Below are 26,996 nucleotides of genomic sequence, written 5' to 3' on the forward strand. Positions count from 1 at the left end.
ACAAGAGAAGAGGAACCTCCATGCCCACCACGAGGACCGCCGTCAAGACCGGCGTCGCGCTCGCCACCGCCGCGCTCGCGCTCAGCGCCTGCGCGTCGCCCGAACCGAAGCCGCAGGCCGCTCCCGCCGGTCCCGCCGTGCCGGAACCGGTCGTCGCCACCTACGACGGCGGCATCTGGGTGCTCGACGGCCGCACCCTCCAGGTCGCCGCCGACATCCCGCTCGACGGCTTCAACCGCCTCAACCCGGCGGGCGACGACGAGCACGTGGTCGTGTCCACCTCCGACGGGTTCCAGCTGCTCGACGCCGCGCACCCCGCGCTGACCGACGTCACGTTCCCCGGCGCCAAGCCCGGCCACGTCGTCCGCCACGCCGGGCGCACCGTGCTGTTCAGCGACGGCACCGGCGAGGTCACCTCCTTCGACCCGAACGACCTCGGCGACGGGAAACCCGCCACCGAGCAGCACAAGACCGCCGAACCGCACCACGGCGTCGCCGTCGAACTCGCCGGTGGCGAACTCCTCACCACCCTCGGCAACGAGGACGAACGCGTCGGCATCGTGGTGCTCGACGAGAACGGGAAGGAGATCGCGCGCAACGAGGACTGCCCCGGCGTGCACGGCGAAGCCGCCGCGCAGGGCGACGCGATCGTGGTCGGCTGCGAGAACGGCGCGGTGGTCTACCGGGACGGCACCATCACGAAGATCACCAGCCCGGCCGAGTACGGCCGCATCGGCAACCAGGCGGGCTCCGAGCACTCCCCCGTCGTGCTCGGCGACTACAAGGTCGACGAGGACGCCGAGCTGGAGCGCCCCGAACAGATCTCGCTGATCGACACCGCGAACGGGAGCCTGCGGCTGGTCGACCTCGGCACCAGCTACACCTTCCGCTCGCTGGCGCGCGGCCCGCAGGGCGAGGCGCTCGTGCTGGGCACCGACGGCGGTCTGCGCGTGATCGACCCGGCCGGTGGACGCGTCGTGAACACGATCCCCGTCACCGGCTCGTGGCAGGAACCGCTGGAGTGGCAGCAGCCGCGCCCCGCGCTGTTCGTGCGCGGCGGCACCGCCTACGTCACCGACCCGAACCGGAAGGAGATCCACGCGATCGACCTGGCGACCGGCGAGAAGACCGCCACGGGCACCCTGCCCGCCGCGCCGAACGAGCTCAGCGGCGTCGTGTCCTGATCACCCGGTCCCGCCGCCCGGCTCGTGGTGTCGAGCCACGACGCGGGCGGCGGGATCGGCGGCTGCCGGGGCGGCGCGCCGAGTTGCCGACATATGCACGGTGACTAATGTGACGAGGACCGCGAGGTTGCTCCACCTGGCGGTGCCGACCGACCGAAACGCAGTTGCGAGGTTCCTCATGACGACGGCTCACGCCCAGCACGCCGACCACCCGCACGCGCACGGGCCGGACTGCGGGCACACCGCGGTGCCGCACGGCGACCACACCGACTACGCGCACGACGGTCACCTGCACCGGGCCCACGACGACCACTACGACGAGTGCGAACCGTCGGACCACATCGCGCACGACGGGCATTCCCACGCGCACGGGCCGGACTGCGGCCACACCGCCGTGCCGCACGGCGACCACACCGACTACCTGCACGACGGCCACCGCCACGCCGTCCACGGCGATCACTACGACGAGCACTGACACCGGAACCCGTCCGGCCGGTCGAGATCCCTCGGCCGGCCGGATTTTTCTTGCACCCACCTCCACGACCGGGGATACGTCGCGGGACCGAGGTGCGGAACGCCTGGTGCCGCAGAAAGAACCGCCAGGCGGAGTCAGCACCGCACCTGAAGACCCTGGAGCGGGCAGGTCGCGGGGCGGGTTCACCACGAAGGATTCACCTGGCGTGCGAGCAGGGGCAGAAACCGCTGTCGCTGCTGATCACCGCCGGGCAGTGCGGCGACGGTCCGCAGTTCGAGCCGGTCCTGAACGCGATCGAGGTGCCCCGGCCTGGGGTCAGTCGGCCGAGGAGCCGCCCGCTGCGGGGCGCGGGCGACAAGGCGTGCTCTTCACGCGCGAATCGCGCCTACCTGCGCGGATGCGGCAACAGGTGCACGATTCCTGACCCGGCCGATCAGATCCGCAACCGCAGGGGCCGCGGACGTGGCGGTGGCCGTCCGCCCTTCTTCGACCCGGCGGCGCGGTGTGGATGGGGTTGCACCTTCCGTAGCGGCATGTGGTCCGGTGGACTTACGTCCCGAGGAAAGGTCCCAGTTCATGCATTCGTCCTTCATGTCACCCCGCCAGGTCAAGATCGGTGACGCGGCGGCCTTCGTCGGCAGCACGCCACGGGCGATCCGCCATTACCACGAGATCGGCCTGCTCCCCGAGCCTGAGCGGGGCGGCGATGGCCGCCGCCGCTACGGGTACGAGGACATGATCCGCCTGCTGTGGATTCGCAGGATGGCCGACGCCGGGATCGCCCTGGACGACATCCGCGACGCCCTTACCACCGGGGCCGGCGCGGACAGCGGAGACGGTGTCGCGGGCATCCTGGAGCGGTTGGAGGAAGCCCTCGCCGAGCAGGAGGCGGAATTGCGGCGGCAACGGACCGCCGTGCAGCGGATGCGCACCGAAGGCAGCCGGATGGGCCTGCTCTCCGATTTCGTCACCGAACGCCTCAAGGACCTGCCCGAAGACTCCCTGCGTCAGGCGGACCTGGACAGCCTGCTGGTCACTGAGCGGATCTTCGGCCCGCTCGGCGCCGCCGTCCAGGCCACCCGCTTCGTCGCCCTGGCCACGCATCCCGCTCTGCGGGAGGATTCCGACCGCATCGATGACGCCGAGGAGGCACTCGACGACAGCGTCGCCGTCGATGATCCACGGGTGGCTCGAGTGGCCGCCGAGCGGCACGCCTTCGAAAGCGCCCTGCACGCCGTCATCGAGGAGTCCGGCCTGGATGAGGACGACGATGCCCTCTTCGACGCCTGGGACACCCTGCACCCTGCCACCGCCGATGACGGCGAGGCCGACCTCGGCTCTGGCAGGCGGGAGGCTGGTTCCATGAGCGCGCTCGAAACCAGCGGCAAGATGCCCTACGACTTCTCCCCAGCCCGCCTGCGCTGCATGGAACTGGCCGTAGAGCTATCCGCCCAAGACCCACCCGCTACCTGCAGCACCGCCTAGTCCTCCGGGCTCACCAGCCGCAGGTCGGCCCCCTCCGCGCGGATCCCTTCCGCCGCGGCGCCGGCCAAGGCGGCGTCGGTGATCACCTCGTCGAAGGCGTGCAGCGACGCGACCTTGTACCGGCCGAAGGTCCCGTACTTCGACGAACCCGCCACCAGCAGCGACCGCGAGGCGGCGGCCATCGCGGCGTGCTTGACCTCGACCTTGCGCTCCGACGGGGTGGTCACGCCGCGCAGCAGGTCCCAGGAGCTCGCGCTGATGAACGCCACGTCCAGCGCCAGCTGGCGCAGCGTCGCCGCCGCCAGCCGCCCCACGCTGGAGCGGTTCGCCGGTTCGACGAGCCCGCCGAGGTGGATCACGTCGAGGTGGGTGGCGGGCAGCAGTCGTTCCACGGCGGTGAAGTCGTTGGTGACGACGGTGAGTTCGGCGTGCTCCACCAGCAGCGGGATCATCGTGAGCATCGTGGTGCCCGCGTCGAGGTAGACCGTCATGCCGTCGTGGACGTGCCGGGCGGCTTCCCGCGCCATCGCCTGCTTCTCGGGCTGCTCGGTCACCGACTTCGTCTGGAACGTCGGTTCGGCGTGCACCTGGCTGGCGATGCGCGCGCCGCCGGGCACCGAGAACACCAGGCCTTGTCGTTCCAGTTCGGCGAGGTCGCGGCGCACGGTCATGTGCGAAATGCCGAACAGCTGGGTGATCTGCTGGACGCTGAGCACCCCTTCCCGCCGCAGGTGCTTGACCAGCTGCTCGCGGCGCTGATCAGGAATGAGCGGCGGATTCTCCGACGCGTCCATGCCCCACTCCCCATTCGTCGGCGAACCGATCACGTCCATTGTCGCCACCGCACGTCGGCGGCTCCCCGGAACCCACCGCTGCCCTTTCCGGTGAACGCCTCCTCCGCCGTTGCTCGTGGGCGGAGGAGGCGGTCACCGACGGGCGTCAGGAGACGATGGCGCTCAGCAGGAGCACGCCGCCGAGGCTCAGCAGGGACTGCAAGGAGAGCATCAGCGTCCAGGTCCGGAAGGTCTGGGACACGCTGAGCTGGAAGTACTCCTTGAACAGCCAGAACCCGGAATCGTTGACGTGCGAGAGCATCACGGCACCGGACGCGGTCGCCAGCACCAGCAGTTCCGGCGACAGCCCGGGATACGCGGCCACCAGCGGAGCCACGATGCCGGTCGCGGCGGCGGTGGCGACCGTCGCCGAACCAAGGCAGATCCGCAGCAGCGCGGCCACGGTCCACGCCAGCAGCAGCGGCGGCACCGCCCAGTCGACGGCGTACTGCGTGATCAGCTTGTCGACCTCGGTGGCGGAGAGCATCTCCTTGAGGCCGCCGCCCGCGCCGAGGATCAGGATGATCGCGCCGACGGGACCGAGTCCCTTCGCGGCCATCTTCTGCAACTTCGCGAACCCGAACCCGGACCGCACGCCCAGCGCGAAGAACGCGAACACGACCGCCGCCAGCAGCGACAGCACCGGCGTGTCGCAGGCCTCGAACAGCACGTTCGCCCAGGTTCCCGGTGCGGTCATCGAGGTGCCGAGGGTGCCGATGAGCATCAGGCCCGCCGGGAGCACCACGGTGATCAGCGCCAGCACCAGCGACACGGGACGGCGGAGTTCGCCCTCGGCCGGACCGGGGTCGGGCACCGGGCTCTTGTCCAGGTCGGGCGCGGGCCCGAACCAGCGGGCCAGCAGCGGTGTCAGCACCGGGCCGCAGATGATCGCCACCGGAATCGCGATGACCAGGCCGAAGAAGATGGTCATCCCGGTGTTGGCGTCGTAGGCGGCGACCGCCAGCGTCGGCGCCGGGTGCGGCGGCAGCAGGCCGTGCGAGACGTAGAGCCCGGCCGCCATCGGCAGCCCGACGAACAGCAGGTGCGAGCCGGTCCGCTTGGCCACCGCGTACACCAGCGGCACCAGCATCACGAAGCTCACGTCGAACAGGTGCGGCATGCCGATCAGCAGCGCGGCGGCGGCGATCGCCGCGGGGATCCACTTGACGGGCCGGGTCCCGATGAACGCGGTCGCGATGCGGTCCGCTCCCCCGGATCCGAGCAGGATGCCGCCGAGGATGGTGCCGAGCCCGATGACGGGTCCGGTGTCGCTGAGGGCGTCGCCGAATCCGGTCTGGAAGTGCTCGGCGGTCTCGCCGGGTGCGATGCCGTTGGCGAAGCCGAGCCCGAGGGCGGCGATCATCAACGCCAGGAACGGGTGCAGCTTCATCTTCGTGATCAGCACGATCAGGACGACGATCGCGCCTGCCGCCAGCAGCAGCGGGGTGAGTTCGGCGCTCATCGGGCGATCTCCCGCGCCCACTCGCCGCCCAGGTTCCAGGCCTCGACGAGCGCCGGGTCGGGGTTCGCCAGGTCGGACAGGGTGATCAGCTCTCCGGCGGCGACGTCGCGTCCCAGCGCGGTGTGCGCGGCGAGGTACAGCGGGGCGACGTCGGCGGGGGCGTTCTCGTCGCGCAGCAGGACGGCCTGCACGCCGGTGACGTCGTGGTGGTGCCCGCCCATGTCGAGCACGGTGCCCGCGGCGAGGTCGCGCTGGGCGCGTCCGGCGAGCACCGCGTGCCTGCCCGGTGGCGTCGCGTCCGGCGTCCGGCCGTGCGCGGCGATCGCGAGCAGCGTCGCCGGGGTCTCGACGCCCATCAGGTGGTACGGGAGGTAGACGGTCGCGTAGCGCCCGTCCTCGCTCACCACGTGGCCCTTCTCGGCGAGGATCCGCCAGGTCTCGGCGTCGTTGGTGCGCAGCACGACGAACTCGCCGCCGGCGAACGAGGCCTCGTCGGGCAGGCGCAGCGCGCTGAACACGTCCACGGCGCCGGCCTCGTGCAGCACGCCGCCGTGCTCGCGCAGCGAGTAGATGTCGGCGAGCTCGGCGATCCGCGCGACCGGGTAGTGCAGCCGTTCCACGTCGGGCCGGAACCCGGTGTTGTTGGCGACGACGGCCATTTCGCAGTAGTCGGCGGTCGCCCCGGTGGGCAGTTCCGCGACGGCGTCCGCGCGGGCCGCGAGGGTGCCGCGCACGTCCTCGCCGAGGGTGAGCAGCTCGCCGATCGCCGGGGCGGGCACGGTCCGGTCGAGCTGCGTCACCGTGTCGGTCGCCGGGTCGAAGACCAGGTCGTACTCGCTGGACTTGCCGATGGCCACGACGTCCATGCCCAGCAGCCGGGCCCAGTCGAGCAACCGGATGAGGTTGCCGGGCTGGTCGCCTTCGGCGGGGGCGTAGACGACGTCGTTGTCCGCGGCCAGCCTCGCCAGGTGCAGTCCGGCGACGGAGTCGACCTCCTTGCTGACCATGGCCACGTGCCTGCCCGCGGTGAGCGCGGCGCGGGCCATCGCGTAGCCGTGGGCGGGGCTGCCGGTGGCCTCGACGAGCACGTCCCACTGCCCGGCGCCGAGCAGTTCCTGGTCGGCGACGAGCGCGATCCGCCCGGCGGCGGTGGCCGCGGCGGTCTGCTCGGCGTCGGTGCAGGTGCGCAGTTGTTCGGGCGCGTAGCCCAGTTCGAGGCACAGCGCGTGCAGCCGGGGCACGTCCACGTCGCACAGCACTGCCGGGGCCAGCGCGGGGATCAGCAGGGTCTGCGCCAGCAGGGTGCGCGCGAATCCGCCGGCCGCGCCGGAGAGCGCGTAGCCGACGGGCCGATCGCCGGTGCCCGGTGGGCGTGGCTGCACGTTCATGGGTCTCCTCGTTGAGTCCTCGCGTCGTCGAGCGCTGGCGCTGCGGCGCGATGGCCGATCCGGTCAAGTCCGGCATCACACGGTTTAACAGAACATATTCATTGATTCACATAATAGTCAAGCGTGCTAACATTTTTTCACGGATGCGGATCGGCTCGTCCTCCCCCACGAGGGCGGCTCCCGCACGAACGCGGCCGGGCAGCAGCACCGGCCCACCACCCCGTCCGCGTCCCGCGGACGACCGAACCGCCCGCTCCCCGCGGGCGCACCGCGACCGGGAGGACGCATGCCGCTGATCGGCGCGATCGCCGACGACTTCACCGGGGCGACCGACCTCGCGACGATGCTCGTCTCCCGCGGCTTCCGCACCGCCGTGGTGATCGGCACGGCCGAACCCGCCGAGCCGCTGGACGAGCTGGACGCGGTGGTGGTGGCGCTGAAGTCGCGCACCGCCCCCGTCGAGGAAGCCGTGCGCGACTCCCTCGCCGCGCTGCGCGCGTTGCGGGCGGTCGGATGCGAGCGGATCTACGTGAAGTACTGCTCCACGTTCGACTCCACGCCCACCGGCAACATCGGCCCGGTCGTGGACGCCGTGCTCGACGAGCTCGGGGCCGGCCGGGCCGTCGTGGTGCCCTCGTTCCCGGCCACCGGCCGCACCGTGCACCGCGGGCACCTGTTCGTCGGCGATCAGCCGCTGGCGGAGAGCCCGATGCGCGACCACCCGCTGACTCCGATGCGGGACTCGGACCTGCTGCGGCTGCTCGCCCCGCAGACCCGCCGCCCGGTGCGGCTGATCGGCCACGACGTGGTGCGGGCAGGCTCCGACGCGGTGCGCGACGAGCTGGCCGGATCGGGATCGGCGCTGGTGGTGGTCGACGCCGCCACCGACGCGGACCTGATGACGATCGCCGCGGCCACCGCCGAGGATCCGGTGCTCACCGGCGGCGCGGGGCTCGCGCTCGGCCTCACCGGTCCGCACCCGGGCAGCGCCCGCGCGGAGTCGGCCGGGCCGGGGCCCGCCGTGGTGCTCGCCGGGAGCGCTTCGGCGGCGACCCGGGGGCAGGTGGAGCACGCGAAGTCCCTGCTGCCGAACCGGAAGCTCGACGTCGCGGCGCTGCGCGCGGACTTCGAGGCAGCCGTCGCCGAGCTGATCGAGTTCGTCCGTACCCGGTGGGAGGCGGATCCCGCCCTGCCGCCGATGATCTACGCGGTGGGCGCGGGCGACGAGCTCGAACCGGCGGAGGGCGCGACGCCCGCCGGGGAGCTGCTGGAACGGGCATTGGCGCGCTGCGCGAGCGAACTGGTCGTGTCCAGAGCGCGGCGGCTGCTCGTCGCGGGCGGCGAGACCTCCGGCGCGGTGGTGCTGGCGCTGGGCGCGACCGCGCTGCACGTCGGCTCGCAGATCGCTCCGGGCGTGCCGTGGTGCCGAACCGAGTCCCATGTGGACGGAGAGGTCCGCGCGGTGGACGTGGCGTTGAAATCGGGGAACTTCGGAGGGGTCGACATCTTCACCACGGCTTGGGACGTGCTGTCATGACGAGGCGAGAACTGGTCGCCGCCGGTGCCCGCTTGGCCGCGCTCGGCCTCAGCCCGGGTTCCTCCGGCAACATCAGCGTCCGCGAAGGCGACCGGATGCTGCTCACGCCGACCGGAGCGGACCTCGCCGAACTCGACCCCGAAGCGCTCTCCGAGTTGTCGCTCGACGGCGAGCACCTGGCCGGTCCCCGGCCGTCGAAGGAGTTCCCGCTGCACGGCGCGTTCTACCGCCGAGAACCGGGCACGAACGCGGTGGTGCACCTGCACTCCCGCAACGCGGCCGGGGTCGCGTGCCTGTCACCGTGGTCGCAGCGCAGCGCGATCCCGCCGCTGACCCCGTACTTCGTGATGCGCGTCGGCCAGTCCCCGCTGATCCCCTACGCGGCACCCGGCGACCCGGCGCAGGCCGACGTGCTGGAAGCGCTCGACTTCGACTTCCGCGCGGCGCTGCTGCAGAACCACGGGCCCATCACCTCCGGGGCGACGCTCGCGGCGGCGGTGGACGCGGCGGTGGAGATCGAGGAGGTCGCGGCGTTGCTGCTGCGCCTGGGCACGCACACGCCTCGACTGCTGGAACCGGAGCAGATCCGCGAGCTCACGAAGAAGTACGGGACCCCCTGGGACGTGTGATCCCACCGGGGTAGGACACCGGGCCGAGCAGGCGCGGGAGCACCCGCTCGGCCCAGGTCAGCCTTCTGGGGTGATTTCGACGCCACCACGCCAGATCCGCCGCAGCGCGCGGGTCGCGCGGACGTCGGCCAGCGGACGCGGTGCCGTGCCCGAGGCCGAGGTCCGCGCGATCGTCGACGAGGTCCTGCTCCCGCTGCTCGCCTCTCGGAGCCGAACGGACCGAGGCCCCCGGCGCGAGCCGAGGGCCTCGAACCTTCTCCACCGCAGCGGAGTCGGACCATCCTGTTCGGACTGATCATCACTGGCCGGGGGCGCCGAACGACGGCGGCGCGTCCTCCGGTGCGCTGCCCCACTCGGCGTTCGGTTCGGCGCCGAGGGTGTAGTCCAGCGTGCCGCCCTCGTTGACGAACTGCTCGGACAGCCACGCCTTGCCGCTCGGCGCGCCGTTGACCGCCAGGCCCTGCACGTACTTCGTGTCCCGGGAGGCGTCCGGGGCGTTGATGTTGATCGTCTTCCCGTTGCCCCGGTCGATGCTGATCGACGAGAACAGCGGGCTGGCCAGGACGAGCTCGGCCCGGCCCGGCGCCTCCGGGTACATGCCGAGCGACGCCCACACCGCCCAGGACGACATCTGGCCGAGGTCGTCGTTGCCGACCAGACCGTTGGGTTCCGCGCTGAACAGGTCGGTCAGCGCACGCCGCACCACGTCCTGGGTCTTGTGCGGCTGTCCCGCGTAGGCGTACGCCCAGGGGGTGTTCGCGGAGGGCTCGTTGCCGAGGTAGGCGTTGGCCTTGTCCGGGCCACCGTTGAGCTCGGCGAAGAACTCGTCGAGCCGCCCGGTGACCTGCTCGTCCCCGCCCATCTGGTCGAACAGCTCCCGGTGGTTGAACGGCACCATCCAGGTGTACTGCGCGGCGTTGCCCTCGACGTAGCCGTCCTGCTGCTCAGGGGCGAACGCCGGCCAGGCGCCGTCGGCCTCGCGCGGCTGGATCCAGCCGTTGCCGGGGTTGAACAGGTTCTTCCAGTTCTGCGCGCGGCGCTGGAACTCGTCGTGCGTGCCGCTCTCACCGATCCGCTGGGCGAACTGGGCCACCGCGAAGTCCGCGCTGGTGTACTCCAGCGTGGTCGACACCGATCCCCAGGATTCCTCGTCATCGGCCGGGATGTAGCCGAGCTCCCCGTACTTGTCGTGGACGGGGCGCTCATCGGCGTTCGAGGCGCCCGCCACCATCCGCTCCAGCGCCGCGGCCGTGTCGAAGTCGGTGGCGCCGAAGGCGTGCGCGCTCGCGATCATGATCGGCAGCGGGTCGCCGGTCATCACGCCGGTACCGCCGTTGGCGACCGTCCAGCGGTCGAAGTAGCCGCCCTGGACGGACTGGTTCACCGCGGACTGCGCGATGTCGGAGGCGATGTCCGGCGCGATCAGCGAGACCAGCTGCATCTGCGAGCGGTACACGTCCCAGCCCGAGTAGTTCGCGTACTGGGCGTGCCCCGGTTCCGCGGTGTGCACGTTGCCGTCGAAGCCCGTGTACTCGCCGTTGACGTCGCTGAAGACGTTCGGGTGCAGCAGCGAGTGGTAGAGCCCGGTGTAGAGGCGACGCCGGTCCTGCTCCTCACCGCCGCCGACGTCGATCCGGCCGAGCATCTCGTTCCACGCGGCCCTGGTGCCGTCGCGCACTTCGCCGATGCCGCGCTCACCGAGTTCCTCGGCGGCGTTGGCCTTCGCTCCGTCGAGGCTGACGAAGGACATGCCGACGCGGGCGGTCACCGTGCGGTCGGCGCCGGGGTCGAAGGACACGAACGCCTGCGCGCCGTCGTCCTGCGGGGCCGGCCGCCCGTCGTTCGCGGGTGCGGTTCCCTCGGCCGAGCCGGTGATCTCCTTGCTCGACGGGTCGACCTTGCCGTCGCGCACGACGCCGCTGCCGGTGAAGTCCTCGTCGAACTCGGCGTGGAAGTAGATCCGGTACTTGTTGCTGCCACCGCAGAAACCGCCGCCGTCGGTGTAGCCGCTGATGCTGTTGCCTTCGACGGTCACCGATCCGGACGCGTCGTTGAACGCCTTCGCGGCGTCGACCGACAGCGACGCGGTCTGCCCTTCCGGATAGGTGAACTTCGCGATCCCCGCCCGCTGGGTGGCGGTGAGCTCGGTCCGCAGGCCGTTGTCGAAGGTGACGTCGTAGGCGCCGGGCGACGCGGACTCGTTCTCGTGCGAGAACGCGTAGTCCGCCACCGGGGCGTCACCGAGCACGGGCAGGAACGGGATGTTGCCGAAGTCCCCGCAGCCGGCACCGGAGATGTGGGTGAGGCTGAAACCGCGAATCCGGTCGTCCTCGTACTGGTAGCCGCCGTGCTGGTATTCGGCGGTGTCCGGGCTCCACTGCATCATCCCGAACGGCGCCACCGCACCGGGGAAGGTGTTGCCCGCGCCGCCGCCGTGGCCGAAGTCGGGACCGCCGACCTGGGTTCCGGTGAACGGGTTGACGTACTGCGCGGGATCTTCGACGTCCGGCGCGGCCGGTGCCGCGGCGATGGCCGGTACCGCTGCCGCGGGCATGGCCAGTGCGGTGACCAGCCCGACCGTGGTGACCAGCGCTGATCGGTATCGGCCGGATGTGCGTCTGCGCCTGGATGTGCGCATCGTGCTCCTCTCCCTGGTGACGGGACGACGGGTCAGGACGAGGTGGCGGCGGGAACGCCCGGCGCGGGAATCGCGAACCGGAATTCTCCGCGGGAACTCGATCGGTCCGCTACCGGATGCGAGGAGGCGGCGCCTTTCCGGCGTGAGCGCGAACGGGCTGCGAGCGCGGATCGCGAATCCGGGCGCCGCTGCATCATTTCCTCCGGCGGTTCCGCCGGAACGTATTCAGCGGATCCCGTTCTGCGCGAAGGGGACGCCGAGCCTGCTCCGGTCGCAGCAACGCCCCGGAGAACCGTCGCCGACAGCAGGAGGAAGACCCCGAAGCGCGCACAAATCCCCCATGACAACGTTGTCTAATGCGGTGATCACAACCGTACAGATCCGCCTCGGAAGCGGCAACGACCACCGTCGGCAGATCGCTCGGACCAGCCGATTCCGGAAAGTTTTCCATCCATTCAGGGCAATCTCGAACCACCCGCTCACATATTTACCAGAAGAATCCCCGGATCCGACTCCGGACGCCGATTCCGGCGATGTCGCCGTCCGGGTGAAAAGGCCTGCGGGATCTGGTCAGAACTTCCCGGCCGGACCGCGGCTGCGATCCGGCCCGTTCCACTGCGCCAGCAACCGCAGCGACGTCTGCGACGGTGAATCCGGTTCGGTGGTGCAGACGAACAGGGTCTGCTCCGGATCTCCGGCGGGCTGCAGGGCCTGGTAGGTGACGGCGAGCTCGCCTACGAGCGGGTGGCGGTAGCCCTTGGTGCCAGTGGTGCGCCGGTGGACGCGGTGATCCGGCCACCAGCGGCGGAATTCCCCGCTGTGGATGGACGATTCGCCGTTCAACGCCGAGAGCTTCGGATCGTCCGGGTGGCGGCCCGCGTCGAGGCGCGGCATCGCCACGGTGTCGGCGGCGACGGCCGCCCACCTTCGCACCTCGTGCTCGGTCCGGACGCCGTCGAACGACTCCAGGTCAAGATCGCCGCACTGCACGACGATCTGGTGCGCAGTCAGGAGAAATCGGCCGCGACCATCCGCTGACTCCCCCTCGCGGACTCCGCGACCGCCCGCGGATCGGCTCGGGTAAGCGCCACCGTCGTCCCACCGGCCGAACGGGCCGACGGGGCCTGCGGCCGGGTGCCTCCTCCGTCCGGTCCCACCGGACGGAGGAGGCACTCACTTCAGGGACTGCGGTGGCGGTTACGCGCGCTGGGCGACTCGTTCGTCCAGCAGGCTCGCCGCGAGTTCCTTGCCGAGGTCGATGGGGTCGGTGCTACGGCTGAACTTCGAACCCGCGACCGCGCCGTCGTAGAGCAAGCGGACGCGTTCGGCGGTGGCCTCGGCCTCGGCGACGCCCGCCTGCTCGGCCAGGTCGACCAGCAGCTCGTGCAACCAGGCGCGGTGCCGGTCCACGGCGGCGCGGGCGGGGTGCCCCGCGTCGGGGAACTCGGTGGCGGCGTTGAGGTACAGGCAGCCTCGGAACCGCCGGGCGACAGCCGCGCCGTGGGCCAGGTCGAACAGGGCGAGGATCTTGTCCCGCGGGGCGTCGAGGCCCGCGGTGGCCTTCTCCCACTTCTTGCGGTCGGCGTCGTCCTGGTCGTCGAGGTACGCCGCGACGAGGGCGTCCTTCGAACCGAACGCGTGGTACAGGCTGGCCCGCGCCACGCCCGCCTCGGCGATCACCCGGTCGATCCCGACCGCCCGGATCCCCTCGCGCACGAACAGGTCGCCGGCCGCCTCCAGCAGCCGCTGGGCGGGTGCGGTCCCGCCTGATCGCGTGGTGGCCATGACCACACCGTAACACCAATAGACAGACCGATCCGTCTGGCCCTAGGGTGGGGCCATGCCACGTTCGGAGCTCGTGCGGCGACTGCAGGTGGACCTGCTTCGGGTCGCCAGCGCGGTCTGTCCTGCTCCCCTGGCCTGAATCTCCCCTTTCCGCGGTACCTCTGCGACGGCTGAGAGCCGTCCGACGCCGCATGTCCCGAGCCAGTTCCGGAGGCTTCGCCATGTCCCTGTACCTGTACGAGATCGTGCCCACCGACAACGCCCGCCCGGAGACGGAGAAGCTGCTCAGCACCTTCGACGCCGCCGCCCGCACCGCAGGCGGCGAAGTGATCGAGTCCCAGGTGACCGGCTCGCTGGACCGGGTGTTCGTCGTGGTGGAGGCCGCCGACGACGCCGACCTCGGCGGCGCGCTGAACACCGAGCGGCTCCCCGAGGTCGCGGAGCTCTCCGGCCCGCACCTGGTCCGCCTGGTCGGCGCCGAACTCGCCGACGTGAAGGCCGCCCGCCCGGACGCCGGGTACCTCGTCGAGTGGGACTTCCCCGCCGACCTGGACATGGACACCTACCTGGCGAACAAGAAGGCCAAGGCCCCGAAGTACGCCGAGGTCCCCGAGGTCACGTTCCTGCGCACCTACGTGCGCGAGGACATGGCGAAGTGCCTGTGCTTCTACGACGCGCCGGACGAAGACGTCGTCCGCAAGGCCCGAGACGTCGTGAGCACCCCCATCGACCGCCTGCACACCTTGGATCGGGGCTGAGCAAGCCGCGGATTCGCGCGGCGGGCCGGGTGGCGGAACCAGCGGCCCCTTCGCTGCGGGATCGATCTCCCGCGCAGCTCCGCACGGCGAACTCGCCGTCCTCGCGAGGGAGCCGCTGAGAACCCGCCGGTGGTCACCTCTCCCGAACTGGTCACTGCGCAGCGGCTCCGCCGCTGGGACGGCACCACGAAAGACCATCTTGGAAGGACCTTGAACCATGACCTCCGCGCACACCGCCGCGCAGGTCGCGGCGCCCACCGGCTACCCGGAGCGCGCGGCCGTCGCGGAGTTCTTCACCGCGCAGGCCGGTGAGCTGGACCGGGGCGGCTGCGACGTCCGTCCCGGTCTGCGCTTCCTCGGCGAACGCGGACTGCTCGGCCTCGGCGCCCCGGACAACGCGGGCGACGAGCTGGCGACCATGCTGCTGGTGGTCGAGGACGTCGCCGCGAGCTGCATGAGCTCCGGGTTCTCGTTGTGGGCGCAGCGGATGGTCGTCGAGTACCTCGCTCGCGGATCCACCGGTCCGGAACTCGACGGCGAGCTCGCGGCATTGCGGGCCGGTTCCCGGATCGGTGTCACCGCGATGGCTCCGGCGATGAAGCACGTCGCCGGACTCGAACCCGTTCCGGTGATCGCCGAGCGCACCGCGGGAGGCGTCCGGCTCGACGGACCGATCCGCTGGGCGTCGAACCTCTTCGAGGACGCGCTGGTCGTGGTGCCCGCCCGGTTCGCCGACGGCGGCGGGCTGATCGCGGTGCTGCGCATCGACGATCCCGGGGTGACCGTCCACGATGCACCGGAGCTGCTGGCGCTGGGCGGCACGCGGTCGTCCTCGGCGACACTCTCGCGGGTCGAGGTGCCCGCCGAGCACGTGCTCAGCGAGGACCTCACCGGGTTCGTGCGCTCGGTGCGCCCGACGTTCCTGCTGGTGCAGAGCGCGTTCTGCGCCGGGCTCGCCGGGGCCTCCCGGCGGTGCTCGGCGGAGCTGCTGACCGGTTTGAACGCCGAGTTCGACGACGACTTCGACGAGCTCGCATCCGAGCACGATTCGGTGCGCGCCCGGTTGTTCGACTTCGCCAGGTCAACGCACCGCCCGTCGGCGGCGGACCTGCTGCGGCTGCGGCTGGACGCCGCGCGCGTCGCGGGCGCGGCGACCAGGCTGGAGTCCGCCGTCACCGGCGGTCGCGGCTACGTCGCCACGAGCGCCACGAGCCGCCGGCTGCGCGAAGCGGCCTTCCTCCCGATCCAGGCTCCGACGGAAGGGCAACTGCGGTGGGAACTTTCACGGTCCGCCTGACCGGAGCGGACAAGTCCTACGGCCGCGGTCCGCGCCGCCGCAGAGTCCTCAATGGACTCGAACTGGCGGTGCGGGACGGGGAGTTCCTGGTGCTCCTCGGGCCCAGCGGCTGCGGCAAGTCCACCTTGCTGCGGGTGCTCGCCGGGCTGGAATCCCTCGACGGCGGCACCGTCGAGTGGTCCGGTGGCGACGCCCGGCCGCCCATCGGGGCCGTGTTCCAGCAGCCGCACCTGATGCCGTGGTCGACGGTGCGGGACAACGTGCTGCTCGGCGGGCGCTACCGCGCCAACCGGGACCGCTTCGCCCCGGCCTGGGCCGAAGAGCTCGTGTCCCGCCTCGGTCTGGCCGAGCTCGCGGACTCCTACCCGGACCAGCTCTCGGGCGGGCAGGCGCAGCGCGTCGCGGTGGCGCGGGCGGCGGCGATCGAACCGGCGTTGCTGCTGCTCGACGAACCGTTCAGCGCGCTCGACCCGGCCGCGCGCGACGACCTGCGGCGCTGGGTCCGGTCGACCACCGATGACCTGGCGCTGACCACGGTGCTGGTGACCCACGACGTGGACGAGGCGCTGCTGGTCGGCGACCGCATCGCGATGCTCGACGGGTCCGGTGGCGTGGCCCAGGAGTGGTCGAACGCTCCGGGCGGCGTCGACGGACCGCTGCGCGACGAACTGCTGGCGCGGTACCCGGCGGGGCCGGTCAGCGCAGGGGCGATCTGATGGGGCCGCCGTGGAGCCGCCGCTCGCTGCTGCTCGGCGCGGGCGCGCTCGGGGCGGCGGCCGGGATCGGCGCCACCGCGGACCTCGGCCTGCACGCCGCCCAGCACCGCGATGCCTCGTCGGCCGCCATGCGGATCGGCTACCTGCCGATCACCGACGCCGCGCCGCTGCTCGTCGCGCACGGCAGCGGACTGCTCGACGACCACGGCACCGGGGCGCAACGTCCCGTGAAGTTCCGCAGCTGGGCCTCGCTGGCCGAAGCGTTCCTGACCCGCCAGGTCGACGTGGTGCACCTGCTGATGCCGTTCGCGGTGCAGCTGCGCTACGCGATGGGCACCGCGTGCCGGGTGCTGGCGTGGAACCACACCAACGGCTCCGCGCTGACCGTGCACCGCTCCCTCGACCGGATCGAGCAGCTCGCCGGGCGCAAGGTCGCCATCCCGTTCTGGTGGTCCATCCACAACATCGTGCTGCAGCGGATGCTGCGCGCCGCCGGGCTCACCCCCGTCGTACGGCAACGGCCCTCGGTCTCGGACGGGACGGTGGAGCTGGTGGTGATGAGCCCGTCGGACATGGTTCCCGCGCTGGACAACGGTTCCGTCGGCGGCTTCATCGTCGCCGACCCGTTCAACGCGATCGCCGAGATCAAAGGCGTGGGGCGCATCCTGCGCTTCGTCGGCGACGTGTGGCGCGACCACGCCTGCTGCGTGGTGCTGGCCCACGAGGACTTCCTGCGCGCCGCACCGGACCGGGCGCAGGGGCTGGTCGACGCGCTGGCGCTGGCGCAGCTGGGACTCGCGCGGGACCGGCAGGCCGGGGCGCGGGCGCTCACCGGCGGCAAGTACCTGCCGCAGCCGCTCACAGCCGTGTCGAAGGCGTTGGACTACCCGCCCGCCGACTACGTCGAGCGCGGCGCGCTGCGCCACCCCGGCTGGGCCGGTCAGCGCATCGGGTTCCAGCCGTTCCCGTTCCCCGGCTTCACCGCCGAACTCGTGGCGGCCATGCGGGACACGGTCGTGGACGGCGACACCGGGTTCCTCACCGGCATCCGCCCCGACGAGGTGCACGGGCAGCTCGTCGACGACCGGTTCGTGCGCAGCAGCCTGGACCGCTTCGGCGGGCCCGGCGCGTTCGGCCTGCCCGACTCCCTACTCCGCAGCGAAGAGGTGAACCCCGCATGACCGCGACCTCCCCGCGCGGAGCCGAGGAGACCGCCCCGCAATCCTCGAACGACGGGCGGCTGCTGCACCGCGCCGGACCGCCGCTGGTCGCGGTCCTGGTCGCGGTGGCGCTGTGGTGGCTGGTGACCGACGTGCTCACCGGCGACCGGTTGCTGTCCTCGTTCGCCCCGCAGCACGCGGTGCCCGCGGTGGGCGACCTGATGGCTCGGGGCGTGCTGCTGCCGGACGTGGCGGCGAGCCTGTGGCGGCTGCTGCTGGGCATGCTCATCGCCGCCGTCATCGGCATCCCGGTGGGGCTGCTGGTGGGCTCGCTCGACGTCGTCGAGCGGGCCACCCGCCCGGTGTTCCAGTTCCTGCGGATGATCTCGCCGCTGTCCTGGGCGCCGATCGCGGTGGCCGTGTTCGGCATCGGCCACCGGCCGGTGACGTTCCTTGTCGCGGCGGCGGCCGTGTGGCCGATCGTGCTCAACACGGCCGCGGGCGTGCACTCCGTGTCCCCCGGCCACCTCCAGGTGGCGCGCTCGCTCGGCGCGAGCCGGTTCGAGGTGCTCACCAGCGTGGTGCTGCCGACCGCGCGCGGCCACGTGCTGACCGGGTTGCGGCTGGCGCTGGGCATCGCGTGGGTCGTGCTGGTGCCCGCGGAGATGCTGGGCGTCGATTCCGGGCTGGGCTACCAGATCCTGAACTCGCGGGACCAGCTCGCCTACGACCAGGTGATGGCGGTGATCCTGGTGATCGGCGTGCTCGGCTACGCCCTCGACGCGCTCGCCCGCACCGTCCTGCGTCCCCGCCGGGGCTGAGCCCGGCTCGGGGACCGGCTGGACGCGGCCCGCTGCGACATCGCCGACGAGCCCCACCGCACGACCACGCCGCACCCAACCACGAGGACCACGAGCGGGCCGGTGGCTCGCTCCGGCCGCCCGGATCCCGCCACCGAGCCACGAGCCCCGGCGACTGCGCCGCGGTGAACCGGACCATCCGGATCCTTCGAATGCCGGCCGCGATCCCGCTTTCCACGCGGCGACCTCGACGCGGTTCCCGTTGCCACCACTCGATCGCCTCGCGGAATCCCCCGCGACGAGAGCGGCGGATCGCGGTGAGCCGCGCTCCGCCGAGCACCGATGATCTTCGGCGGGCGGGGGGCGTGGGACGATCTCGGGGTGGTGAGGTCTTCGTGGTCCGAGGCCGGAGGGTCCGGTCCGCTGCTGTTGTCGTGCGTCGTGGTGGTGCTGCTGCTCGTCGGGGCCGGGTTCGGGGTGGCGCGGGTCGATTCGGGGGTGGTCCGCACGACGACCGTCGCCGACGGCGTACCGATCGACCTGGTGCGCCCCGCCGACATGAGCGCCGAGAAGGCGCCCGCGGTGATCGTGGCGCACGGGTACGCCGGGAGCCGTCGACTGATGGCCGACTGGGGCACGACGCTGGCGCGGTCGGGATTCGTCGTCGCGTTGCCGGACTTCGCCGGGCACGGAGCCAACCGGACGCCGCTGCCCGAAGGCTCCGCGCGGGAGTCCCGGCTCGCGGCGGACCTGACCGCGACCGTCGGCCTGCTGCGCCGGACGCCGGAGGTGGATCCGGACCGCATCGGCCTCGCCGGGCACTCCATGGGAGCGGGGGCGGTGCACCGGTTCGCCTCCGAGCACCCCGAGATCGCGGCGACGGTGGCGATCTCGCTGCCCGGCGGCGGTGACTCGCTCCAGGACCCGGCATTGCCGAAGGACCTCCTCCTGCTCACCGGCCAGTACGAGTTCCCGGCGTTCCACCGGGCGGCCGAAGACGCCTTGCGGGCCGGATATCCCGACTCGGTTCGAGGGTCGCCGAACGGGGATCCCGCGCTGGGCAACGCTCGGCAGGGCCGCACCGTCGAGCACGCCGAGCACATCACGATCCTCTTCGCGCCCCGAGCGCACGCGGAAGCCGCGCGCTGGCTGCGGGCGTCGCTGCACGGCACCGCCGCGCCGGACGGGAACGCGGCCGGCGAACGGGTGCTCGCCGCCGCGCTGCTCTGGGGCGCGTTCGCGGTCGGCTTCCTCCCCTTCGTGCGCAAGCTCTTCCGCCCTGCGCCTCCAGGCACGGCGCGGGCAGGCGCGTCAGCCCGGATCGCCGGTGCGGTCGCGGCCGGAACCGTCCTCGCCGTCACCGGTTCCGCACTGGTCCCGACCGGATGGTCACCGCTGGCGGTCGGAGGCGAGGTCGGGTGGTTCCTCGCGCTGTTCGGGCTCGGCAGCGGACTCGCGTTCGCCCTGCTCGCCCCGGATTCGGTCCACCGTGGACGGGGGTTCGCTCCGTGGAGGTCGAGCGCGGTCACCAGCTACGCCGTGCTCGCGGTCGCCGTTCCCATCGGGTTCGGCCTGGCCGAGCCGATTCCGCACGGTCCGCGCTGGTGGTGGACCCCGCTGGTGGTCGCCGGCTGCGGCATCGCTTGCGCCGCCGCGGAGCTCCTGGCCCGCGGCCTGCACGGTCGGCGGCGGGACGGCGTGCGGGCGGCGGTGCTGTGCACCGCGCTGCTCGGCATCGGGGCGGCGGCGGTCGCGGGCGTCCTGCCGAGCTTCGTGCTCCTGATCGCGCCGCTGCTCGGGGCACTGCTGCTGTGGCACCTCGCCTGGGCCGCGGTCCTCGCCAGGAGCGGCGCCCCGTGGTGGCTCCCGGCCGTCGTCGGCGGCGTGCTGCTCGGGTTGCCGCCCGCCGCCGTGAGCCCGCTCATGTGAGACCGACCTTCGCCGCCCGGAACCCCGTGCCAGGTGGTGGTGCGACCGGCCCGGCCGCGGTTCGGATGCCGGGCCGGTCGCGCGGCTCAGACGACGCCCAGGGCCAGCATCGCGTCGGCGACCTTGGTGAACCCGGCGATGTTGGCGCCCGCGATGTAGTTGCCGGGGGTGTCGTACTCGTCGGCGGTCTGCAGGCAGCGATCGTGGATGCCGCGCATGATCTCTTCGAGGCGCTGCTCGGTGTGCTCGAACTTCCACGCGTCGCGCGAAGCGTTCTGCTGCATCTCCAGCGCGCTGGTGGCCACACCGCCCGCGTTGGCCGCCTTGCCCGGCGCGAACTTCACCCCGGCCTCGTTGAGGAACTTGATGCCCTCCGGCGTGGTGGGCATGTTCGCGCCCTCGGCCACGATCTTGCAGCCGTTGCGGACCAGCTCGGCGGCGTGGTCGGCGGCGAGCTCGTTCTGGGTGGCGCAGGGCAGCGCGATGTCGCACGGCACCTCCCACGCCGTGCGGCCTGCCACGAACCGCACCGCGGAGCCGCGCGCCTTCGCGTACTCCTCGATCCGGTCGCGCCGCACCTCCTTGATCTCCTGGAGCAGTGCGACGTCGACGCCCTTCTCGTCCACGACGTAACCGCTGGAGTCCGAACACGCCACGACGGTCCCGCCCAGCTGGTGGACCTTCTCGATCGCGTACTGCGCGACGTTGCCGGAACCGGAGACGACGACTTTCTTGCCCTCGAAGGAATCGCCGGAGGTCTTCAGGATCTCGTCGACGAAGAACACCGTGCCGTAGCCGGTGGCCTCCGGGCGCACCTGGGAACCGCCCCAGGTCAGGCCCTTGCCGGTGAGCACGCCGGACTCGTAGCGGTTGGTGATCCGCTTGTACTGGCCGAACAGGTAGCCGATCTCGCGCCCGCCGACGCCCGTGTCACCCGCCGGGACGTCGGTGTACTCGCCGATGTGCCGGTACAGCTCGGTCATGAAGGACTGGCAGAAGCGCATGACCTCGCCGTCGGAGCGACCCTTCGGGTCGAAGTCCGAGCCGCCCTTGCCGCCGCCGATCGGCATCCCGGTCAGCGAGTTCTTGAAGATCTGCTCGAAACCGAGGAACTTGACGATGCCCAGGTAGACGCTGGGGTGGAACCGCAGGCCGCCCTTGTACGGCCCGAGGGCCGAGTTGAACTCCACGCGGAAGCCGCGGTTGATCTGCACCGAGCCCTTGTCGTCCACCCACGGCACCCGGAAGATGATCTGCCGCTCCGGCTCGCACAACCGTCGGATGACCTCGGCGTCGACGTACTGCGGGTGCTTCGCGACGACGGGGCGGAGGCTGTCGAGAACTTCGAGCACCGCCTGGTGGAATTCGTCCTCACCGGGGTTGCGGTGCAGCACCTCGTCGTAGATGTCCTGCAGCTTCTCGTCGAGATTCGCCAAGGCTCGCTCCTATCTCGTCTGATCACCCGGTTCGGCGGTCAACATCGGCGTGATACCTGGTGAGCCCTGCCCGCAACCAGCGTTCGTCCCGGCGGCCCGCTACCGCCTCCGCGAAACCCTATCTCGGCCTCCGAGCCCCCGAGCGCGTTCTGAGTCCGCTCCGCGCCCGTCTCGCGGCCCGATTCGTCCGGCCCAGAGACCAGGCCGGGAACGGCGAAAAAGGGGCGTACGCGCGAGTTTCCGGCATGTTTCCGGCGCATTGCGGCGGAGTGCGCCGCGAGCCGTTCCCGCCGGCCTTCCCACCGTCGAGCCCGAGATGGTCTTTACCAGTGGTTTTACTCACCCGTGGCCCTACTCACAGGAAAGATCACTCGCTGTCGCGGCGCGGAACCCACCGCAGCGGGCTCCGCGCCGGACGGTCACGCCCCGATCGGCTCGCGCGGCGCGGGGGTGCGGCGCCGCAGCGCGACGGCGACGCCCAGCACCAGCAGGTTCACCGCCAGGCCGGTCAGCCCCGAGTTGACGCCGAACGGGCTCACGCCGAGCAGCGCCGCGCCCAGCACCACGCACTCCCCCGCGATCAACCCGGCCAGCACCGCCGACGACCGCACCGGGACCGGTTCGCGCAGCGCCAGCAGGTTCGCCGGCGCCAGCTGGATCATGCCGCTGTAGGTGAGCAAGTACAGGTCGGCCATCAAGTCGGGCCGCCCCAGCGTCAACGCCAGCACCAGCACCGACACCACCGCCGCCGTGATCCGGCTCGCCCGCAGCCGCCCCTGCTCCGGCACGCCGCTGGGCACCAGGTTGCTCGACACCAGCGTCGCCACGCAGATCAGGCCGCCCGCCGCGGGCACCATGGCGCAGGCCGCGCCGCCGATGAGCACCACCGCCAGCAACCACGGCGGCAACGTCGCCTGCGCCAGGCCCAGCAGCGCGGCGTTCTCGTCCCCGGCTCGGGTCGTGGCGTCCGCGACGGCGTAGAAGCCCACCATGACGGGGATCGCGACGGCCATCGTGTAGAGCGGCAGGAACACGTGGTTGGACGCCACGGCCTTCGAGGACCGGCCCGACAGCACCGCGGGCCAGCTCGACGGCAGCGTCATGCACCCGAAACCGGCCGCGCTGACCAGGATGCTCGTCACGTACCAGGCCGTTCCGTAGGTTCCGGACGGCTGGATCGTGAGCAGTTCCCGCGCGCCCTGGAACACGGCGGTGAACAGCCCGCCCTCCGGTTGCCGCGCCAGCAGCACGCCACCGGCGATGACGACGAGCGCGACCACCATCAGCACGTCCTTCAAGTAGGACGTCGCCGCCACCCCGTGCAGGCCCGACCACAGCACGAACAGCAGGATCAGCAGCATCGCCACCACGATGCTCACCGTCCCCGACGACTCGTCGCCGGTCATGAACGAGACGATCGTGCCGAGCCCCACCAGCTGCACCTGGATGACGGGCATGAAGAACACGATCGCCAGCACCGCGGTCAACCCGCCCAGCAGCGGGCTGCCGAAGCGGTGGCGCAGGAAGTCCGAGTTCGTCCGGTAGCCGTGGCGCTTGCCCAGCCGCCACACCAACGGACCCACCAGGAACATCCCCACGTAGCCGAGCACCAGGTACGACGGCATGTACATCGCGGCGACCCCGCCGCCGAGCACCATCCCGGACATGCCGAGGAACGTGAAGGTCGTGAAGATCTCCCCGGCCTGCAGGAAGAACGTGGCCACGGCACCGAAGCGGCGCCCGCCGACGGTCCAGGCCGCCAGGTCGAACCCGCCGCCGCGCCTGCCGAGCAGGCCGACGACGGCGATCAGCACTAGGCCGACCAACGCGATGGCGATCATGCCCGGTCCTCCCGTCCCGCGGAGCCGGCCGGAGGCCGCTCACCAGGATCCGGGGCGTCGGCCTCGGCCGGATCGTCGTCGCCGATCAGCCCGGCGCTCTCCTCGCGGCGCAGCACCCACGCCAGCAGCAGGCTGGTGAGCACGCACCACGCGCACACCCACACCACCACCGAGGGCAGCCCGAACCACGGCGTCGCGGCGTTGACGAACGGGAAGAACGGAGTCCCCAGCAGCGCGACGACCGGTAACAGCAACACCACGTGGAAGGGCTTCATCGACGACCTCGCCCTCGGTCGCGATCGGCCCGCCTCGTCCCGGGCGACGGCCCGCTCCCACCTCGTCCGCTCACGCCATCCTCCTCAGCAGGTGGCCGTTCCCGCCCGCGGTCGTCGCGGGTCGAGCGGACACCGTGCGCAGGACACGCTAAGAACCCCGGCCCCCGGAGGCAACGACCCACCGGAGACCGCACGAGTAACGCCGCTCACCCCGAAACCGATCGGAGCGAACGGACCGTTCGCCCAATCACCTTGGACGAACGAGCCGTTCACTCGAGGAAGCGGTCAGACGACCGGGGGTACCGGGGTGACGAGGGTGCCGTCGGTCATGAAGTGGTCCAGGTTGCGGAAGGTGAGCTCCCCCATCGCCTGCCGGGTCTCGTGCGTGGCGCTGGCGATGTGCGGCAGCAGCAGGACGTTGTCCGCCTCCAGCAGCGCAGCGGGCACGTTCGGCTCGTCGGCGAAGACGTCCAGGGCGGCGCCCGCGATGCGCCCCTCGACGAGCGCCGCGACCAAGGCGGGTTCGTCTACGACGCTGCCGCGGGCGATGTTCACTAGGTACCCGCGCGGTCCGAGCGCGTCGAGCACGTCGGCGGACACCAGGTTCCGCGTCTCGGCGCCGCCGGAGGTGGCGACCACCAGCACGTCGGCGCCGTCGGCCAGCGCGCGCGGCGAGTCGGCGTAGCGGTATCCGACACCGTCGACGGGACGCCGCGAGTGGTAGCTGATCTCGGCGTCGAACCCTTCCAGGCGGCGCGCGATGGCCTGCCCGATGCGGCCGAGCCCGAGGATGCCGACGCGTGTGCCGCTCACCTTGGTGCGCAGCCCGAACCCGTTCGGCACCCACTCGCCCGCGCGCACGTAGCGGTCGGCCGCGGCGAGGCCGCGCAGCACGTCGATGAGCCCGCCCACGGCGAGGTCCGCGACGCAGTCGGTGAGCACGTCGGGCGTGTTGCTCACGTCGATGCCGCGGGCGCGGGCGCGCGCCACGTCGGTCGTCTCGTAGCCGACTCCGAAGTGGACGATCGCGCCGAGCTTCGGCAGCGCGTCCATGAGTTCGTGGCTCAACCCGACGCGCGCACTGGTCACCGCGGCCACCACCTCGGAGCCGTGTTCGGCGAGGTAGCGGGCCGGGTCGGGCTGCTCGGCGAGGCGGACCACGTCGTAGCGGGCCGCGAGGGACTCCTCCAGCGACGGCAACAGCGGGCAGACCTGCAGGACGGTGCCGTGCGGGGCGGACTGGGGCATGCGGAACTCCTCGTGCTGTCCGGCGCTCGTGGTGCTCGCGCTTCGCCGGGAGGTGGGCGGCTGCTGGCGAGCCTAGGTCGGCGGTGATGCCGGATCTAACACCGATCCGGCATCCGCCGATACCTTTTCTGACTTCGTCCGGCACGTGCGATGCCCGCCGGCAGGAGGTGGTCCGGATCGACGCCCACCCCGCCGATCACTTGGCCCCGCACCTCGCGAAAGCCTCGACGAACGGGCCTTGACCACCACCGATACCGGCCGGCGAGCGATCCGGACTCCAGGTGGGCGGCGGGATCGAAGCACTCCGGGAGCTCGCCTCGACCTCCTCGGGGGCGGACCCGGAGCGGCGTCCCGGGTGTATTGACGGTCACGTTCGACACGCCTAGGTTCCGTCTACACATGCAGACCGATTGCACGTTTATAGACAGCTCGGTGTTTCGGGACCGGGTGAACGTGTCGCCGGGAGCGAACGACAAGAGGACCCCGGAGAGACGATGATGTCTTCCGCACCTGCCGCGACCGGGCCACGCCCCGGCGAACCCGACCGCACCGGGCGCGCGCCCCTCCGGGAGTTCCTGCGCCACGCCGTCGTGCTCACCACCGTCGCGGCGACGCTGTCGGGCTGCGCGGTCGCCAACAGCGACTCCACCGGCGACGCGGGTGCGGCCGACGGAGCCACGTTGCGCGTCGTGCTCACCCAGGAACCGCCGACGCTCGAACCGTGCGAGTCCTCGCTGACCTCCACCGGCGTGGTGGTGCGCTCCAACATCAGCGAACCGCTGATCGAGCGCGACCCGACCTCCGGCGCGTTGCGGCCTCTGCTGTCGACCGGCTGGCGCCAGAGCTCCCCCACCACGTGGACGTTCACCACCCGGCCGGGAGTGCGATTCCACGACGGGCGCCCGTTCACCGCCGAGGACGCCGCGTTCTCCATCGACCGCGCCGTGAACTCCGACCTCGCGTGCAATGTGGACGGTTACGTCTTCGAGGGCCGCGACCTCAGCGTGCGGGCCGACGACGCGAACAGCCTCACGATCACCACGGCCGAACCGGACCCGATCCTGCCGCTGCGGCTGAGCTTCGTGGAGATCGTGCCGCGCGGCACCAGCACCGAGGCGAAGGTGCGCGAGCCCGTCGGCACCGGCCCCTACTCGATCGCCGACTGGCAGACCGGCGTGTCCATCTCGTTGCACCGCAACGACGACTACTGGGGCCCGCGGCCCGCGTTCCCCGCCGCGCGCTACGTCTGGCGCGGCGAATCGAGCGTGCGCGCCGCGATGATCACGAAGGGCGAGGCGGACATCGCCACCGGACTCGACCCGGAGGACGCCGACCAGGACGACTCCGTCGCGTACCCGAACAACGAGACCACCGCGCTGCGCCTCGACGGGCGGGAGGCACCGCTCGACGACATCCGGGTGCGCACAGCGATCGGGCTGGCCATCGACCGGCAGGGGATCACGGACGCGCTGCTCGACGGGCTCGCCCAGCCCGCCGCGCAGCTGGTGCCCGAAGGCGTGGTCGGCTTCAACCCGGCGATGACCGCGCCACCCCCCGACCCCGAGACCGCGCGGCGCCTGGTCGCCGAAGCCGCCGCCGACGGCGTGCCGGTGGACCGCCCGATCACGCTCATCGCCCGCAACGCGCAGTTCCCCAGGGTTTCCGAGACTGCCGAAGCCCTGCAGTACCAGCTCAACCAGGTCGGCCTCCGGGTGCGGATCCAGATGGCCGACACCGCCGAACACCTCCAGTACCAGCTGCGGCCGATGCCGGTGGACGCCGGACCGGTGGCGCTGCTGATCATGCACGGCAACCAGGCCGGGGACGCCGCGTTCACCACCAGCCAGTACCTGATCAGCGACGGGCCGCAGTCCAACTTCGGCACGCCCGAGCTCGACGAGCGCATCGCCCGCGCCGACGGGCTCTCCGGCCAGGCGCGCCAGGACGCCTTCGCGGCGATCTTCGCCGTCGAGCGGGACGCGGTCGCGCAGTACGCCTACCTCGCGCACATGCGCGGGCTGCTGGGCATCGCGAAGACCGTGCGCTACGCACCGAACTCCGCCACCGGTGACGAACTGCGGCTCGCCGCCGTCACCCCCGCCGACGGGCAGGTCCGCTGA

General features: G+C 71.8%; 23 protein-coding genes. 13 read left to right on the plus strand and 10 right to left on the minus strand.

What is annotated here, in order from left to right; translation table 11 throughout:
- The first annotated feature begins 20 nt into the window (after positions 1-20).
- The 3 genes from aztD (at position 21) to OOZ19_RS16645 (ending at position 3,144) form a co-directional block, all read left to right on the plus strand.
- Positions 21-1,184 carry a zinc metallochaperone AztD gene (gene aztD, locus OOZ19_RS16630; RefSeq protein ID WP_266091021.1) on the plus strand — a complete coding sequence of 388 codons (1,164 nt, stop codon included), beginning with the start codon at positions 21-23 and terminating at the stop codon, positions 1,182-1,184.
- A gap of 178 nt (positions 1,185-1,362) precedes the next feature.
- Entirely contained in the window at positions 1,363-1,659 is a 297-nt protein-coding gene (locus OOZ19_RS16635) for a hypothetical protein (RefSeq protein WP_266091022.1), read from the plus strand.
- Between the two features lie 576 nt (positions 1,660-2,235).
- Positions 2,236-3,144 (plus strand): MerR family transcriptional regulator, encoded by a 909-nt coding sequence (locus OOZ19_RS16645; RefSeq protein ID WP_266091023.1) that lies wholly within the window; start codon positions 2,236-2,238, stop codon positions 3,142-3,144.
- Here the strand turns inward: OOZ19_RS16645 and OOZ19_RS16650 are convergent.
- From OOZ19_RS16650 to OOZ19_RS16660, 3 genes are all read right to left on the minus strand, one after another.
- Positions 3,141-3,938, minus strand: a complete 798-nt coding sequence (locus OOZ19_RS16650; protein WP_266091024.1) for a DeoR/GlpR family DNA-binding transcription regulator — start codon at positions 3,936-3,938, stop codon at positions 3,141-3,143. The genes OOZ19_RS16645 and OOZ19_RS16650 overlap by 4 nt on opposite strands.
- Before the next feature lie 145 nt (positions 3,939-4,083).
- Positions 4,084-5,439: a GntT/GntP/DsdX family permease gene (locus OOZ19_RS16655; RefSeq protein ID WP_266091025.1), complete on the minus strand. Its 1,356-nt coding sequence runs from the start codon at positions 5,437-5,439 to the stop codon at positions 4,084-4,086.
- The gene (locus OOZ19_RS16660) at positions 5,436-6,827 is read right to left on the minus strand and encodes a homoserine dehydrogenase (RefSeq protein ID WP_266091026.1); all 1,392 of its coding nucleotides are present in this window, start codon (positions 6,825-6,827) and stop codon (positions 5,436-5,438) included. Before OOZ19_RS16660 ends, OOZ19_RS16655 begins: the two co-directional genes overlap by 4 nt.
- 286 nt (positions 6,828-7,113) lie before the next feature.
- Between OOZ19_RS16660 and otnK the strand changes: the two genes are divergently transcribed.
- Complete coding sequence (gene otnK / locus OOZ19_RS16665; protein WP_266091027.1) at positions 7,114-8,364, plus strand: 3-oxo-tetronate kinase; 1,251 nt, start codon at positions 7,114-7,116, stop codon at positions 8,362-8,364.
- Entirely contained in the window at positions 8,361-8,993 is a 633-nt protein-coding gene (locus OOZ19_RS16670) for a class II aldolase/adducin family protein (RefSeq protein ID WP_266091028.1), read from the plus strand. Before otnK ends, OOZ19_RS16670 begins: the two co-directional genes overlap by 4 nt.
- Before the next feature lie 298 nt (positions 8,994-9,291).
- On the opposite strand, the gene OOZ19_RS16675 is transcribed toward OOZ19_RS16670, so the two are convergent.
- From OOZ19_RS16675 to OOZ19_RS16685, 3 genes are all read right to left on the minus strand, one after another.
- Positions 9,292-11,631 (minus strand): GH92 family glycosyl hydrolase, encoded by a 2,340-nt coding sequence (locus OOZ19_RS16675; protein WP_266091029.1) that lies wholly within the window; start codon positions 11,629-11,631, stop codon positions 9,292-9,294.
- 570 nt (positions 11,632-12,201) lie between these two features.
- Positions 12,202-12,621 (minus strand): MmyB family transcriptional regulator, encoded by a 420-nt coding sequence (locus OOZ19_RS16680; RefSeq protein ID WP_266091030.1) that lies wholly within the window; start codon positions 12,619-12,621, stop codon positions 12,202-12,204.
- A gap of 207 nt (positions 12,622-12,828) precedes the next feature.
- Entirely contained in the window at positions 12,829-13,416 is a 588-nt protein-coding gene (locus OOZ19_RS16685) for a TetR/AcrR family transcriptional regulator (protein ID WP_266091031.1), read from the minus strand.
- Between the two features lie 55 nt (positions 13,417-13,471).
- On the opposite strand from OOZ19_RS16685, the gene OOZ19_RS30185 reads away from it, so the two are divergent.
- The 7 genes from OOZ19_RS30185 (at position 13,472) to OOZ19_RS16715 (ending at position 20,076) form a co-directional block, all read left to right on the plus strand.
- Positions 13,472-13,555: a putative leader peptide gene (locus tag OOZ19_RS30185; protein WP_416309450.1), complete on the plus strand. Its 84-nt coding sequence runs from the start codon at positions 13,472-13,474 to the stop codon at positions 13,553-13,555.
- Positions 13,556-13,637: 82 nt separating this feature from the next.
- A complete protein-coding gene (locus tag OOZ19_RS16690) occupies positions 13,638-14,174 on the plus strand; it encodes a DUF4242 domain-containing protein (protein WP_266091032.1) in 537 nt (178 codons plus the stop codon).
- A gap of 217 nt (positions 14,175-14,391) precedes the next feature.
- Positions 14,392-15,471 (plus strand): acyl-CoA dehydrogenase family protein, encoded by a 1,080-nt coding sequence (locus tag OOZ19_RS16695; protein ID WP_266091033.1) that lies wholly within the window; start codon positions 14,392-14,394, stop codon positions 15,469-15,471.
- Positions 15,447-16,187, plus strand: a complete 741-nt coding sequence (locus OOZ19_RS16700) for an ABC transporter ATP-binding protein (RefSeq protein ID WP_266091034.1) — start codon at positions 15,447-15,449, stop codon at positions 16,185-16,187. Before OOZ19_RS16695 ends, OOZ19_RS16700 begins: the two co-directional genes overlap by 25 nt.
- Positions 16,187-17,368, plus strand: a complete 1,182-nt coding sequence (locus tag OOZ19_RS16705; RefSeq protein ID WP_266091035.1) for an ABC transporter substrate-binding protein — start codon at positions 16,187-16,189, stop codon at positions 17,366-17,368. Before OOZ19_RS16700 ends, OOZ19_RS16705 begins: the two co-directional genes overlap by 1 nt.
- Positions 17,365-18,168 (plus strand): ABC transporter permease, encoded by an 804-nt coding sequence (locus OOZ19_RS16710; protein ID WP_266091036.1) that lies wholly within the window; start codon positions 17,365-17,367, stop codon positions 18,166-18,168. Before OOZ19_RS16705 ends, OOZ19_RS16710 begins: the two co-directional genes overlap by 4 nt.
- A 360-nt stretch (positions 18,169-18,528) precedes the next feature.
- Positions 18,529-20,076, plus strand: coding sequence for an alpha/beta fold hydrolase (locus OOZ19_RS16715; protein ID WP_266091037.1), 1,548 nt, complete (start codon positions 18,529-18,531; stop codon positions 20,074-20,076).
- Positions 20,077-20,162: 86 nt separating this feature from the next.
- On the opposite strand, the gene gdhA is transcribed toward OOZ19_RS16715, so the two are convergent.
- The 4 genes from gdhA to OOZ19_RS16735 form a co-directional block, all read right to left on the minus strand.
- Complete coding sequence (gene gdhA, locus OOZ19_RS16720; RefSeq protein ID WP_266091038.1) at positions 20,163-21,512, minus strand: NADP-specific glutamate dehydrogenase; 1,350 nt, start codon at positions 21,510-21,512, stop codon at positions 20,163-20,165.
- Positions 21,513-21,931: 419 nt separating this feature from the next.
- Positions 21,932-23,353 carry a sodium:solute symporter family protein gene (locus tag OOZ19_RS16725; protein WP_266091039.1) on the minus strand — a complete coding sequence of 474 codons (1,422 nt, stop codon included), beginning with the start codon at positions 23,351-23,353 and terminating at the stop codon, positions 21,932-21,934.
- Positions 23,350-23,628 carry a hypothetical protein gene (locus OOZ19_RS16730; RefSeq protein ID WP_266091040.1) on the minus strand — a complete coding sequence of 93 codons (279 nt, stop codon included), beginning with the start codon at positions 23,626-23,628 and terminating at the stop codon, positions 23,350-23,352. The genes OOZ19_RS16725 and OOZ19_RS16730 overlap by 4 nt, the downstream gene beginning before the upstream one ends.
- Positions 23,629-23,913: 285 nt before the next feature.
- Positions 23,914-24,876 (minus strand): 2-hydroxyacid dehydrogenase, encoded by a 963-nt coding sequence (locus OOZ19_RS16735; RefSeq protein ID WP_266091041.1) that lies wholly within the window; start codon positions 24,874-24,876, stop codon positions 23,914-23,916.
- Between the two features lie 494 nt (positions 24,877-25,370).
- On the opposite strand from OOZ19_RS16735, the gene OOZ19_RS16740 reads away from it, so the two are divergent.
- Positions 25,371-26,996 (plus strand): ABC transporter substrate-binding protein, encoded by a 1,626-nt coding sequence (locus tag OOZ19_RS16740; RefSeq protein WP_266091042.1) that lies wholly within the window; start codon positions 25,371-25,373, stop codon positions 26,994-26,996.

Origin of the sequence: Saccharopolyspora sp. NFXS83, assembly GCF_026241095.1 — a bacterium.
GTDB lineage: Bacteria > Actinomycetota > Actinomycetes > Mycobacteriales > Pseudonocardiaceae > Saccharopolyspora_C.